The sequence below is a fragment of the Myxococcus sp. XM-1-1-1 genome, assembly GCF_020037095.1.
Taxonomy (GTDB): Bacteria; Myxococcota; Myxococcia; order Myxococcales; family Myxococcaceae; genus Myxococcus; species Myxococcus fulvus.
In genome coordinates this window covers 139,221-153,059 of record NZ_JAIQDH010000023.1, presented here as the reverse complement: position 1 = coordinate 153,059, position 13,839 = coordinate 139,221, and the positions used below count along the sequence as shown (strand labels likewise).

Genomic DNA, 13,839 nt, shown 5'->3' with positions numbered 1-13,839 from the left:
GATGACAGGGGGACGACCACGGCGAGAGCCCATCCCACGCCGCGAACCGCGGGGCCCCACGCACACGCCGACCCGACGCGGCGGGGACCTCCGCCGACGGAAAAAGGGCTGACGGAATGTGAGCGGGGTGGAAAAGCGTGGAGCCCTTGAACGGCTACGCTCGGACTGGTCTACAGACAGACATGATGCAATGCGTTACCAAGAGGACACACTGATGCGGGATTGAGCATCCTCACCTCCGACATGGCAGGATTCCGAGGAAGCCAAGGTATCGCTTAGCGGCCCTGGACCGCTTGCCCCATTGCGCCAATTCCCTTGGCCGAAGGCGACAACATGAGCTCTCCGGCGACCATGTTGACGAGCTGGGCCCTCGCGCTCCATCGCACGCTGGAGCTGCGTGGCCTGGACTCCCACGGGTTGTTCGTGAAGGCCGGGTTGAATCCGGGGCTGCTCGGTGACGCCAACGCGCGCTATCCGCAGGAGGGGCTGACGCGGCTGTGGCGGCTGGCGGTGGAGAGCTCGGGGGACCCGGCCATCGGGCTGGAGATGGCGCGGCAGGTGAGCCCGACGACGTTCCACGCGGTGGGCTACCGGCTCAACGCGTCCAGCACGCTGCGCGAGGCGTTCGAGCGGCTGGTGCACGCGGTGGCGCTGGTGTCGGACGCGCTGCGGCCGGCCTTCACGCGGGATGGGGACTGCTATCAGGTGATCCTCTTCGACGGCGGCGACGGGCCGCACCTGTGCGAGGAGGAGACGGACGCGGTGGCGTACCTGCTGGTGCGCTTCTGCCGGGTCGTCTACACGCGGGAGCTGTCGCCGCGCGAGGTGCTGCTGCGCCGGCAGGCGCCCTCGGACCTGCGGCCGTACGAGAAGCTGTTCCGGTGCAAGGTGACGTTCGGGGCCAACGCGGACGTGCTGGTGTACGAGCGGGCGCCGTTCGAGGTGACGCTTCCGGGGGCGAACCCGGAGCTGGCGCGCATCAACGACGAGCTCATCACCCGGCACCTGGCGAGGCACGCGGGGCAGGACCTGGTGACGCGGGTGCGCGCGATGCTGCTGGAGCTGATGCCCCAGGGCGAGCCGTCCCAGGAGAAGGTGGCGGAGCGGCTGCACATGAGCTCGCGCAGCCTGCAGCGCAAGCTGGTGGAATCGGGCTCGGGCTTTCGCGAGCTGCTCGCGGAGACGCGCCGCACGCTGGCCCTGTCCTATCTCTCCGAGCCCGGGCGCTCGGTGAGCGAAATCGCGTACCTGCTCGGCTTCTCCGACGTGAGCACGTTCACCCGCGCCTTCCGTCGGTGGACGGGACAGCCGCCCAGCCGCTTCGGCGCGCGCTCGGGGACGTGAGCCAGTTTGCGTGATGCGTGCCAATGGTGCCCCGGCCCCGGCGCCACCTCCGGGCATGGACTGCACTGCAGCCCCCCAATACAGTCCCCGCCATGACAAGGTGGACTGGAGGGTTCCTCCTCTCGCTCTCGGGCGTAGCCCTCGCTGGGTGCGCGACTGGAGCCCACACGGGAGCCGCCTCTGCGAGTCCTCGCGACCTGTACGCCCAGGCAACGTGCATGGACTCCGAGACGTGCTGCATCCAGCGCCGGGGCCCGGAAGCTTGTGGATTCACGGCCTCGGAAGCCGCCGCCCTCATGGCCGCCGCCGCGGAAGCAGCCGGTACTGTCACCAGCTCCGGAACCAAGGTGAACGACTACGTCGAGGACTCGCGCCTGCCCGAGTGGAAGAACCGGTGTATCCGGCTGTATGGGGACTGTGAGAATCAAAACTGGGCAGACCAGAAGGGGAGCTGCTTTGCATGCTTCGAGCGTTGCACTGGGGACCACGAATGGCCCTTCGACCTCTGTCGCCCCAAGAAGGGGCGATGACCATGGAAACACAGCTCGACTGGACCCCTTTTCGCGCGCTTGCACGGCGCGTTCTTCGCGACGGCGAAATGCTTCCGCTCACCGAGGAGGTACGCGACCTGCTGCGACGCACGGCGCATGAAGTCGCACTCGCCGAAGCCGAGGTGGAGACCCAGGAAGGCGCGCTAGCGGTCCTGCGCGAATGCTCACGGCGCATTACCGAAGGGTCCAACCGGCTGGGCGATGCGCTCCATCGGATGTACCGCCACCAGGAGACAGGCGACTACGACAGCGCCCGCCAGGAAATGCGAGACGTGCTCGCCGTCGAAGTCGTGCCGCTCTACCGAGAAATAGCGCAAGGCCAACTCGACGACATGTGAATGCCCGCCGTGCCGCGCCCCGGTGCGAGTGCGGTGCAGTTGCTCGACCCACCGAACCCTCCGACCCTTGCCGCTTCGAAAAGCACCACCCAAGAAGCACATGCCGAACGAGACAAGGCTCGGTGCCCCCTGAGCCAATCAAGTGACTGGGTGTTCAGGGAAGAGAACCGCGAGCCCGCATCAGGTCCGCGCCATCACCGGGAAGCGGTCCGGTCCCTCGGGCAAGTACAGCCCTCGCACGAACAGGTCCGCGTCGTCGTCCTCGCCGAGCACGCGCGCGTCCGGCCACCAGCGCTCCGGCGTGAAGCCGAACCGGACCTGCTTCACGGGCTCGGCCACCAGTCGGCCCAGGTATGGACGCAGGTCGAACACCTCGGCCGCGAAGACGTCGTCGAGGTGGAGCACGCCGTCCTCCACGCTCGCGAAGACCCACGCGTCCTCGCGCAGTTGGCGCAGCGGCCTCGCGAAGTTCGCCGCCGCGTACCAGCTCGCGATGCGCGCGTGGCGCCGCGCGCCGAAGCGCTCCGTCAGCGGCGTGCCCTCCCTCGCGAGCGTCCTCAATCCCTGACGGACCGTGGGGTCCGCCAGCTCCAGCGTCGGCGCGGGCTCGGCCGACGGTGTCACCTGGAGGTCCACGCCGAACAGGCTTTGTGCTCGTGGCGCGAAGCCGAAGCGTGGATAGAAATCGAGCACCGTCTTGTTCGCGAACAGAATCACCGGCGCGTCGCCGCAGGCCTCCAGCGCCGCCTCCATCGCCACGCGCGCGAGGCCGTGCCCCCGGCGCTCGGGGACACAGCCCACCGCGCCCAGTTGATAGCCGGTGACGTCGCGGCCCTCCACGCGCAGGCACATGCGCATCACCGACGCGTTCGCCACCACGCGCCCGTCCTCGAGGATGCTGAACGCGCGGTAGTCGTCGGTCCACTCGCCCCACTCGCACCAGCGCCTGAAGTCCACGGTGCGGAAGACCCGGGGCACGTAGTCGCAGAAGGCGGTCTGCAGCGAGGGAGCATGCTGGTCGATGACCACGACTCGGGAGGTCGACATGGCGGGCACCACAGCACGAATGTCCCTGTGTCCGAAACCGCCCGTTCACGCGCATCGCGTCCGCGCCGGACGCGGGTGTCTCCCGCCTGAACGCGGCTTGCGGGCGGCTCGCGTGCAGTAGGCGACACGCGGACCCGGAGCGCGACCGGGGCGCGATTTCAACCGCGCGGATTCGCTGACAGGAGCGTGCGTGGCGCGAGCGGTGCACAAGGGCCGCCCGCGTCACCCCTGTTTCCCCCACCTCACGCAAGGAGCCTGGCATGTGCACCGACTTCCTCGTCGTCGCCTCGGATAAGAGCGTGGTCAATGGACGCAGCATGGAGTTCGGCGTCGACCTCGACTCCAAGCTGCTCGTCAGGGCCGCGGGCTCGAGGTTCGCCTCGCCCTCGCCCTCGGGACTCACCAACGGCCTGTCCTGGACGTCCAGGTATGGCTACGTGGGCCTCACCGGAAAGGGCGACGTGCCCTTCATCGTCGATGGCCTGAACACGGAGGGGCTCTCCACCGGGTGCCTGTGGCTGCCGGACTCGCGCTACCCGAAGGTCACCGACAACTCGAAGGCGCTGTCGCTGGCGTTCTTCGCCGGCTGGGTGCTGGGGAACTTCTCCACCGTCGCGGAGGTGCGCGGGGCGCTCGAGAAGGGCGAGGCCCAGGTCTGGGAGTCGGACTGGCTGGCGCAGTACCTGCCGCTGCACTTCCCCATCCATGACGCCCAGGGCAACAGCCTGGTGGTGGAGTTCCTCGACGGCGTGATGCACCTGCACGACAACCCCGTCGCCGTGCTCACCAACGCGCCGCCCTTCCCGTTCCAGCTGAAGAACCTGCGCGAGTACGTGGGCCTGTCCCCGTGGGACGCGAAGAAGGTGGAGCTGGGCAGCCAGAGCTTCGCGCAGCCCGGCCACGGCAGCGGCCTGCGCGGGCTGCCCGGAGACCCGATGCCTCCGTCCCGCTTCGTGCGCACCACGTACCTCAAGAACTTCGCGCGCCCCGTCGCCAACGCCGCCGAGGCCACCACGCTCGCCTTCCACCTGCTCAACACGGTGGACATCCCGCGAGGCACCGTGCGCGCCCTCAACGAGAACACCCAGAAGGAAGAGGACGACTACACCCAGTGGACCGTGGTGAAGGACCTCACCCACAACGTCCTCAACGTGCGGCTCTACCAGGACCCGCTCGTCTACTCGGTGAACTTGAGGTCGCTCGACTTCCAGGCCGCCAACGGGAAGACCTTCGCCGTGCCCTCGAGCCCCACGTCCATCGACATCACGGACAAGCTGACGCGCTGACGTCGCGTCCCGTGTGACGAAATCGGGCCCCGCTTCCCGCGCGTGGAAGCGGGGCCCGGGGTGTGGCGCGTCAGTGGATGCGCAGCGCGAGCTTGCCCAGGTGGTGCTTGCCCACGGCCTCGTGCGCGTCGCGGGCCTCGTCCAGGCGGAAGACCTGGGAGACCTCGACGTGGAAGGGGCCGGACTCGATGAGGCTGTTGAGCCGCGCGAGCACCTGGGAGTTGGCCTCGCCGTTGTAGCTGGAGACCTTGACGCCGTCGTTGCCCTTGGGCTCGGGCTCGACGCCGTTGGGGTAGGCGATGTGGCCTCCGGACTTCACGCAGGAGAGCGCCTGGTTCGTCTTGTCGCCGCCCGCGAGCACCAGCGCCGCGTCGATGCCGTCCGGCGCGAACTCGCGCGCGGCCTTCACGACGTCATCCGCGCGGCCGTCCACGACCTTGTCCGCGCCGAGCTTCTTCAAGAGCTCCACGCCGTCGGAGCCGGAGGCCACCGCGAGCACGCGCGCGCCGAGCCGCTTCGCCAGCTGCACCGCGAGGTGTCCCACGCCGCCGCTCGCGCCGTAGACGAGCAGCGTGGTGCCCTTGCCGACCTTCAGCGTGTCCTCCACGCCTTGCAGGGCGGTGATGCCATCCGCCGCCAGGACGCCCGCCTGCTCCGCGCTCAATCCCTTGGGGATGGGCGCGGTGTCGCTGGCCTTCACCGCGGTGTATTCGGCGTAGAAGCCGCCCTTGTCGTTGAGGAAGCCGAAGGCGTAGACCTTGTCGCCGACCTTCAGGTTCTTCACGCCGTCCCCCACGGCGGCGACGGTGCCGCAGCCATCCGTGCCGAGGACGTGGGGGAAGGACGTCTTGCCCGGCTTGTAGCCCTCCATCTCGCCCGCACGCTCGGAGGGGTCCCACTGGCCGATGCCCGCGGTCTCGACCTGGATGAGCACTTCACCGGGACCGACCTGGGGAACGGGGATGGTGCGCGTGTCGAGCACCTCGGGACCGCCGAAACGGTCGATGGCGGCGGCCTTCATCTGGGAGGGGATGGAGGGGTTCATGGGCGTCTCCAGGGATGGGGTTTCTTTCGCAGGCTGGGCACGGCCTTGTGGGAATGCAGAGCGAGCGACGAAGCGACGGGCCAGGGCATGTCCACACGGCCGCCGACCGGGCGCGAGAGGGGGCGGGCTGACGTACAGTGGCCGGACACGCTGTCGTGAGCCTGGGAGGCGAGGATGTCGCCGCGAACGAAGCTGCGCGCGTTGTTGCTGGGGGGAGTCCTGTGGGTGCCGTCCATGGCGGGGAGCGCGAGCGCGCCGGCGGTGACGCTGGAGGGCGTGGAGCTGCGCGTGTTCGACCGGGCGAAGGGGGCCCTCGTCGCGGTGGACGAGGCCTCCGACCCGTATGGGATGAACGTGGACGCGGTGCTGCTGGTGAAGGTGAAGGGCACGTACGAGGGCGACAAGCCGCTGCGGCTGAAGCTCACGGCGAGCGCGCCGAAGGAGGAGTCGGAGGCCGGTTCGCGCCGCGCGTGGAAGACGGCGCAGACGCGCGAGCTTCACGTGCTCGCGGAGGGCGGCGTCACGGTGGTGCCGTTCCTGCTGACGTATCAGTGCGCGTCCACCGTGAAGGTGGTGGCCACGCTGACGGGCCCCGGGGTGCAGGGGACTCGCACGCTGGACACCGCGTTCCCCTGCGCGGAGTGAGCGGGCGGACGCCCCGGGAGGTGGGTTTTCGAGTCACAGACGAGACAACCTGACGGAGCGTGGCGTGTCAGACCGGGCCGGTAGCTTTCACGCATGCCGGACATCCGACTGCCCGCCGAAGCGAAGTTCAGCAGTGAGCTGGAAGCCCTCGCCGCGCACGACGACAAACCCCGCCCTCCCGGGTGGGCCCTGTCGCCTCGCGCCGTGGAGGCCTACATCCTCGGGAGCCCCAAGCCCGTGGGTGGCGTCACGATTACACCCAAGTACGTGGGCGACCGGGGCCTCATCCAGGTCTGCATCGCCACGCTCGCGTCCGACCGCGCGCTGATGCTCGTCGGCGAGCCCGGCACCGCGAAGAGCTGGCTCTCCGAACACCTCTCCGCCGCCATCAGCGGCACCTCCGCCCTCATCGTCCAGGGCACCGCCGGCACCAGCGAGGACCACCTCAAGTACTCGTGGAACTACGCCCTGCTGCTCGCGCAGGGCCCCACCCCCGAGGCCCTGGTCCCCTCCCCCGTCCTGCGCGCCATGCGCACCGGCAAGTTCGCCCGCTTCGAGGAGGTGACGCGCACCTCGCCGGAGATTCAGGACGCCCTCATCTCCCTCCTCTCCGAGAAGCAGGTCTCCATCCCGGAGCTCGGCGAGGTCGTCAGCGCCCAGCGCGGCTTCAACCTCATCGCCACCGCCAACACCCGCGACCGCGGCGTCAACGAGATGAGCGCCGCCCTCAAGCGCCGCTTCAACTTCGTCACCGTCCCCATCGTCGACGACCTGGAGCAGGAGATTCAAATCGTCACGAAGCGCGAGGCCGAGCTGCGCAATGACTATCAGGTCGGCGTGCCGCCCACCGAGGAGCTGTCACGCCTGCTGCTCACGCTCTTCCAGGAGCTGCGCGAGGGCGTGACGAAGGACGGCAAGACGAAGGTCCGCACCCCGGGCGCCGTGCTCTCCACCGCGGAGGCCATCAGCGTCCTCTTCAACAGCTCCATCCTCGCGCAGCAGTTCGGCGGCGGGAAGGTCACCGCGCAGGAACTGGCCGCCTCGCTCGTGGGCGCGGTGGTGAAGGAGCAGGCCGACGACGTGAAGGCCCTGCGCGAGTACATGGAGACCGTGGCCAAGGGCCGCCCCGGCGCGTGGAAGGAGCTGTACTCCGCCAGCAAGAAGCTCCTGAGGGGCTGATGGACCTGGACCTGCTCCTGGGCGCCCACCTGTTCCCCGTGCGCCACCACTCGCCGCGCACCACCGCCGTGCTCACGCGCTGGCTCGACCACGTGAAGCCCCAGGTCGTCCTCATCGAGGGCCCTTGCGATGCCTCGGAGCTGGTGGACGTGCTGTGCGACGCGGAGACGAAGCCGCCCATCGCCCTGCTCGGCTACCGCACCGACGACACCCCGGGCTCCGCGCTGTGGCCCTTCGCGGACTACTCGCCCGAATACGCCGCCCTGCGCTGGGCGAAGGCCCACGGCGCTCGCGCCCGCTTCATCGACATCCCCGTCGGCGTCAGCCTGGGCGTGGACCGTCACGTGGAAGCCGTGTCTCTCGACGGTGAGCCCTCGGAGGACGCGGAGTCCACGTGCGCGCGCATGGAGGAACCGCTCACCGAGCGCTTCGCCCGCGAGCGCGGCTATCGCTCGTTCGAGGAGCTGTGGGAGGCGATGTTCGAGGCTCCTGACTGGACGCCCGACGGCTTCCGCCCCGTGCTGCTCGCGTGGGCGGACGTGCTCAACGCGGGGTCCCGGCCGGACTACCACCGCTGGCGTGATGCCTTCATGGCGCGCCAGGTGTTGGAGGTCATCGCGAGCGGCGTGCCTCCGGAGCGCATCGCCGTGGTGGCGGGCGCGGCCCATGTGGCGGCCTTCCTGGCCCGGGACGTGGACCCGACGCTGGAGGCGAAGCTCCCGACCGCCGTGCCCTGCGCGGTGACGGTGATTCCCTACAGCTTCCCGCGCCTGTCCGAGCAGCTCGGCTACGGCGCCGGCAACCGCGCGCCGCACTTCTACCAGAAGGCCCACGAGGCCCAGTGCGACTTCCGCCGCGCCACGCTGGAGGTGCTCATCGACTTCGCGGGACACCTGCGCATGCGCGGCTTCACCGCGTCGCTGTCCGACGTGCTGGAGGCCTACCGGCTCGCGGTGACGCTCGCGGACCTGCGCGAGAAGAGCGCGCCCGGCCTGGACGAGCTGCGCGAGGCCACCGTGGCCACGCTGTGCCGGGGAGACGCGACCCACGTCGACGACTTCCTGTGGAAGAGCGTCGTCGGACATCAGGTGGGCCGGGTGGCCAGCCGCATCGGCCGCAACTCGCTGCAGGCGGAGTTCTGGCGCGAGGTCGAGTCACGCCGACTGCCGAGCACCGACAGCGCGGAGACCTTCACCCTGCGGCTGAACAACCCCGTGGAGGTCGGCTCCTCCATCTTCCTTCATCGCCTGCGCGTGGTGGGCATCCCCTACGCGGGCCTCGCCGCCACGGGTCAGCAGAAGGCCACGGCGCAGGAGGCGGGGGGACAGGCCGCGCTGACGCGCGTGCGCGAGTCCTGGCAGGCACAGTGGACGCCGTCCACCGATGTGGCGCTGGTGGAGAAGATCGTCCTCGGCGACTCGCTCGAGGCGGTGACGACGCGCGTCCTCCAGGACCAGCTGGCCCTCGCGAAGTCCACGGGCGCGGCGGCGGCGGTGCTGCTGGAGTCCGTCATCACCGGCTGCCCGCAGACGATGGCCTCCGCCCTGCGTGCCTGTGACGGCCACGCGACCACGGACGCGGACCTGCCCTCGCTCGCCTCGGCCTCGCGGGCGCTGTCGGGGCTCGTGGCCTATGGCACCTCGCGGACCCATTCGGCGCTGGGCGACGAGGCCGTGGCGGCGCTGTGCCAGAAGACCTTCGCTCGCGCGCTCTTGCGCGTGTCCGATGCGTGCGCCTGCACCCAGGACACCGTGCCCTCGGTGATGGGGGCGCTGAGGACGCTGCACGAGGTGGCGCTCGCGCAGCCCCTGGCGGACAAGGCCGGCTGGCTCACCGAAGCGCGCGGGTTGATGTCGAGCACCGTCGTGCATCCGGCCACGTCGGGGCTGGCCACCGGCCTGTTGTACCTGGCCGAGGAGCTGAGTGAGTCGGAGGTCGCTCGCGAGGTGGGGCTGCGCTTGTCGCTGGCGGTGGAGCCCGAGGCGGGCGCGTCGTGGCTGGAGGGCTTCCTGCGCGTCAACGCGCTGGTGCTGGTGAAGAACCGCGAGGTGGTGCGGGCGCTGGATGCGTTCCTGTCGAGCGTGGACCCCGAGCGCTTCCGTCAGACCCTCCCGGTATTGAGGAGGGCACTGGGCGTGCTCGGTCCCACCGAGCGCCGCTACCTCCTGGAGAACGTCGTCGCGGTGCGGCAGCTCGGAGACAAGGGCCGGGCCGCGAAGACGATTCTCGCGGAGAAGGACACCGAGAAGCTCAAGGACATGAGCGCCGAGCTGGGCAAGGCGCTCGCCGACCTGGATGACCTGCTATGAGCATGGACCCCAAGGAGCTGGCACCAGAGGACCGCGAGGCGCTCCTGCGCTGGCGGCTCGCGCTGGGCCCCGCCGCGGAGAAGACGGGCAGCTGTCCGTCGCTGCACGCGCTGGGCGCCGGCGCGAGCGCGGTGGGCGTGGGTGAGACGGAGCTGGAGGCGCTCGATGACGCGCTGTCCTTCGTCTACGGCGAGAAGAGCGCGGGAGCGTCCGGCTCGCGGCCGTACATCCCCGAGTGGCTGGGCGCGCTGCGCGGCTTCTTCCGCGACGACGTGATTGCCCTCGTCCAGAAGGACGCCATCGAGAAGAAGGGCCTCACGCAGCTCCTGTTCGAGCCGGAGACGCTGCCCTTCCTCGAGAAGAACGTGGAGCTGGTGACGACGCTGGTGAGCGCGCGCGGCCTCATCCCCGAGGACGCCAAGGCGCTCGCGCGGCAGATCGTCCGCGAGGTGGTGGACCAACTGCGCGAGAAGCTGGAGTCCACCGTGCGCACGGCGGTGTTCGGCGCGCTGAGGCGCGACAGGACGAGCCCGCTGCCGATTGCGCGCAACATCGACTGGAAGCGCACGATTCGCCAGAACCTGAAGGGCTGGGACGCGGAGCACCGGCGGCTCGTCCCCGAGCGCTTCTACTTCTGGCCCAACCAGCGCCGTCACCACGAGTGGGACGTGACGCTGGTGGTGGACCAGTCCGGCTCCATGGCGGAGAGCGTGGTGTACAGCTCGGTGATGGCGGCCATCTTCGCGTCGCTGGAGGTGCTGCGCACGCGGCTCATCCTGTTCGACACCGAGGTGGTCGACATGACGCCCGTGCTGTCGGACCCGGTGGAGGTGCTCTTCAGCGCGCAGCTCGGCGGAGGCACGGACATCAACCGGGCGGTGGCATATGCGCAGACGCATTACGTGGAGCGCCCGGAGAAGACGCTCTTCATCCTGATTACCGACTTGTGCGAGGGCGGCGACGCCCAGGAGCTGGTGGCGCGGCTGCGGCAGCTGGTGGACTCGCGGGCGAAGGTGCTGTGCCTGCTGGCGCTGTCGGACGGGGGCAGGCCCTCGTACGACCCGGTGATGGCGGAGAAGCTCACCGCGATGGGCATCCCGTGCTTCGGGTGCACGCCTCGCAGGCTCGTGGACGTGGTGGAGCGGGTGATGCGGAACCAGGACCTGACGTCCCTGCTCGACGCCGACAAGGAGACTCGCCATGGTTGAGGTGCGAAGGCTGGCCCCGGGCATGGGGGCCCTGACGGACATCATCCGCGACCGCGACGAGCTGTCGAAGGGCGCGCGCATCTTCGACGACAAGCAGCTCACGCACCTGTCGCGCTTCGAGAACCGGCTGTTCGCGGACGCGTCGGGCTCCGGGGCCTCGCCGTACAAGGTGTCCCTGGTGTTCGGCGACGGGCACGAGGTGAAGGGGAAGTGCTCGTGCATGGCGGCGCGCTCGCGGCCGTTCTGCAAGCACGCGGCGGCGCTGCTGGTGGCGTGGTCTCGCGCGCCCGACGCCTTCGTCACCACCGACACGGCGCCCACGGGCGCGGGCGGCCCCGCGAAGAAGAGCGTGAAGAAGGGCAAGACGCAGACGGCCGAGCTGATGAGGTCCGGCGTGGCGCAGGTGTCCACGCTGGTGCGCGAGCTGGGACTGTCCGGGGTGGCCGCGTTGTCCGAGGACCGGGCCGCGCAGGTGCGCGCGCTGGGCGAGGCGCTGCGCGCGAACGGGCTGCGCAGGCTCGCGGCGCGCGCGGTGGAGGTGGCGGGGCTCTTGGAGCAGGCGGCGGCGCGCACCGGGGCGTTCGAGCCTCCCGTCTTCACGGACTTGATGGCGGACATGCTGCTCACCGCGCGCAAGGTGGAGAAGCACCTGGGCGGCGAGGCGCTGGAGGACCGCTACGTCGAGGAGCTCATCGGCAAGACGTGGACGAAGAAGGACCGCGCGCCCGTCGAGGGGCTGCGGTTGCTGGAGTACGCGTTCACCACGCGCTCCACGCCCGACAACTTCGTCATCCGCGAGAGCCGCTTCATCGACCTGGGCACGGGTGCGCACTACGCGGAGAAGCAGATCCTCCCCGCGTTCCTGCGCAGCGTGGAGCCCAAGCGCAGTCACGCGGGCACGGTGCTGGAGGGCGCGAAGGGCGGCCGGTATCCCGGCTTCGCGCCCGTGCGGCTGGACCTGGAGGGCGCGGAGAAGACGCGGGACCTGGGCGGCGCGGCGCTGCGGCGGCTCATCGAGGTGGCGCTGCCGGACGTGGGCGCGGCGCTGGCGGCCTTCCAGGAGCACCGCAAGGACGTGTTCGCGCCGGAGCTGTTCCCGGTGGCGCTGCGGGTGCAGACGCTGCTGGCGAGCGGGCAGCGCTCGCAGCTCGTGGACTCCGGAGACCGGGGGCTGTTCCTCCCGGCGGACACGCGGCTCGACGAGCCCCTGTCCGCGGCCCTGGAGGGGGCCACGCTGAAGGTGGTGCTGGGCAACGTGGGGCTGGAGGCCGCGCTGCCCACGCTGTTCCCGCTCGCGGTCCTGGTGGAGACCTCCGAGGGCCTGGAGCTGCGCGGCCTGGGACAGCAGGAGTCACCCGAGGAGCCTCGGCGCGGACGGCGGAGCGCGCGGGTCGAGGCGCCAGTCGCGGTGCCACGCGGAGGTTGGGCGGAGGCGGCGCGCGCGGCGGGCGCGTCCCCGGCGGCCATCGCGTTGGCGGAGGTGCGCGACGAGCTGGCGGAGCGGTTCTCGAACGGGCTGCCCTCGGTGTCGCCTCGCGCGGTGGAGCCCCTGGTGGCGCGGCTGCGGGAGCTGGGGTTGGAGAAGCCCGGGGCGCTCCTGGAGGCGCTGGCGCGGCGTGCGGACCCCGCGGAGCGGCTGGAGGACTTCATCAAGGTGTACCAGGTGCTGGGCATCGCCCTGGTGCGGCTGGCGGGCGCGGTGCAGGTGGAGGCGGGCGCGCTGGAGCCGGTGCCCACGCACCCGAGCATCCGCATCCGCAAGCCCGAGACGCCGCTGCTTCCGGGCGAGGCCTTGAGGAGGCGCGCTCGCGGGGAGCTGACGCGCTACGAGGCCGCGGCGCACGCCGCGCACCACTACGCGGGCCTGGGCACGGACACGCTGCTGGAGTCGCTGTATCCCGCGTGGAGCGACGGCGCGGCGAGCACCTTCGTGGTGCGCGCGGTGACGGCCTGTCCCCGGGAGCGGGCGCTGGAGGTGGTGAAGCGCGCCCTGGCCGAGCATCACAGCCACCGGGTGCATCGCACGGCCGTCCAGGTGCTGGGGCAGTTGGGTGGACCCGAGGCGCGGGTGTGGTTGGAGGGCCTGTCGCGCAGGCGGCATGACAGCGGGCTCGGGCTCTATGTGCGCGAGGTGCTCGACGACGTGCAGGCGCGGGAGAAGGGGCCGGAGGCGGTGGCGCGCCTCGCACGCGAGCGGCAGGAGCGGCTGCGGCCCTTCGCGCAGCGCGCGCTGACGGAGTCGAACCGCGAGGGCCGACAAGCGGCGGTGGACCAACTGGAGGGCCTGGGACTGACGCAGGCGTGGCCGGTGCTGCGGCAGGTGTTCTACGGAGACGCGTCGCAGGACGTGCGACGTCGCGCGGCCATGGCGCTCGCGTGGCTGGGGGACACCGAGGTGCTGGACCGCTTCGTCCACGCCGTGGAGGAGCGCGACACGGACGACGAGGGGGCGAAGGCGGCCGTGTATGCCCTGGGGGTGCTCGGGGACGTGCGCGGGGCGGAGGCGCTGCTCTGCGCGTTCGTGGACGGCTGGAAGCCCAACGTGGTGTCCACCGCGCTGAAGACCTTCGGGCTGGCGATGCTCGAGCCGGCCGTGCGCCTGGCGGAGACGCGGCCGGAGGCGATGGAGCGACAGGCGCTGCGAAATCTGTTCGAGAAGTTCCCGAAGGCGGCGCTGTCCCAGGCGCTGCTCGCCCGGGTGGAGGTGGCGCGCTCGCACCCCGAGCGGCTCGCCCGCTTCGGCACGTACCTGAAGCTCGCCGGCGAGAACACGCACGGCGCGGGGAAGGTGGTGGCGACGGCCCTGCTCGACATCCCCGAGGCCGCGATGGACAAGGACCTGTCGCGCACGGCGAAGAAGCTGCTCGGGTTGAAGGGGTGAGGCAGG

General features: G+C 70.5%; 10 protein-coding genes. 8 read left to right on the top strand and 2 right to left on the bottom strand.

The window, feature by feature from the left end; genetic code table 11:
* The first annotated feature begins 333 nt into the window (after window positions 1–333).
* On the top strand, window positions 334–1,344 hold the full coding sequence (locus K8640_RS34075) for an AraC family transcriptional regulator (RefSeq protein WP_223750890.1): 1,011 nt from the start codon (window positions 334–336) through the stop codon (window positions 1,342–1,344).
* 532 nt (window positions 1,345–1,876) lie between these two features.
* Window positions 1,877–2,233, top strand: coding sequence for a DUSAM domain-containing protein (locus K8640_RS34070; RefSeq protein WP_223750889.1), 357 nt, complete (start codon window positions 1,877–1,879; stop codon window positions 2,231–2,233).
* 180 nt (window positions 2,234–2,413) lie between these two features.
* Here the strand turns inward: K8640_RS34070 and K8640_RS34065 are convergent, their stop codons facing one another.
* Window positions 2,414–3,280: a GNAT family N-acetyltransferase gene (locus tag K8640_RS34065; protein ID WP_223750888.1), complete on the bottom strand. Its 867-nt coding sequence runs from the start codon at window positions 3,278–3,280 to the stop codon at window positions 2,414–2,416.
* Window positions 3,281–3,540: 260 nt separating this feature from the next.
* Here K8640_RS34065 and K8640_RS34060 point away from each other — a divergent pair, with 260 nt between their 5' ends.
* Window positions 3,541–4,566 carry a linear amide C-N hydrolase gene (locus K8640_RS34060; RefSeq protein ID WP_223750887.1) on the top strand — a complete coding sequence of 342 codons (1,026 nt, stop codon included), beginning with the start codon at window positions 3,541–3,543 and terminating at the stop codon, window positions 4,564–4,566.
* Window positions 4,567–4,636: 70 nt separating this feature from the next.
* Here K8640_RS34060 and K8640_RS34055 read toward each other — a convergent pair whose 3' ends face one another.
* Window positions 4,637–5,611 carry an NADP-dependent oxidoreductase gene (locus K8640_RS34055; RefSeq protein ID WP_223750886.1) on the bottom strand — a complete coding sequence of 325 codons (975 nt, stop codon included), beginning with the start codon at window positions 5,609–5,611 and terminating at the stop codon, window positions 4,637–4,639.
* Window positions 5,612–5,785: 174 nt separating this feature from the next.
* On the opposite strand from K8640_RS34055, the gene K8640_RS34050 reads away from it, so the two are divergent.
* The 5 genes from K8640_RS34050 to K8640_RS34030 all read left to right on the top strand — a co-directional run bounded on the left by K8640_RS34050 (window position 5,786) and on the right by K8640_RS34030 (window position 13,833).
* Window positions 5,786–6,256 (top strand): hypothetical protein, encoded by a 471-nt coding sequence (locus K8640_RS34050; protein WP_223750885.1) that lies wholly within the window; start codon window positions 5,786–5,788, stop codon window positions 6,254–6,256.
* A 93-nt stretch (window positions 6,257–6,349) separates the two neighbouring features.
* Window positions 6,350–7,435, top strand: a complete 1,086-nt coding sequence (locus K8640_RS34045) for an AAA family ATPase (RefSeq protein ID WP_223750884.1) — start codon at window positions 6,350–6,352, stop codon at window positions 7,433–7,435.
* Window positions 7,435–9,744 carry a DUF5682 family protein gene (locus K8640_RS34040; RefSeq protein WP_223750883.1) on the top strand — a complete coding sequence of 770 codons (2,310 nt, stop codon included), beginning with the start codon at window positions 7,435–7,437 and terminating at the stop codon, window positions 9,742–9,744. The genes K8640_RS34045 and K8640_RS34040 overlap by 1 nt, the downstream gene beginning before the upstream one ends.
* Window positions 9,741–10,952 carry a VWA domain-containing protein gene (locus tag K8640_RS34035; RefSeq protein ID WP_223750882.1) on the top strand — a complete coding sequence of 404 codons (1,212 nt, stop codon included), beginning with the start codon at window positions 9,741–9,743 and terminating at the stop codon, window positions 10,950–10,952. The genes K8640_RS34040 and K8640_RS34035 overlap by 4 nt, the downstream gene beginning before the upstream one ends.
* Window positions 10,945–13,833: a HEAT repeat domain-containing protein gene (locus K8640_RS34030; RefSeq protein WP_223750881.1), complete on the top strand. Its 2,889-nt coding sequence runs from the start codon at window positions 10,945–10,947 to the stop codon at window positions 13,831–13,833. The genes K8640_RS34035 and K8640_RS34030 overlap by 8 nt, the downstream gene beginning before the upstream one ends.
* The last annotated feature ends 6 nt before the right edge of the window (window positions 13,834–13,839 follow it).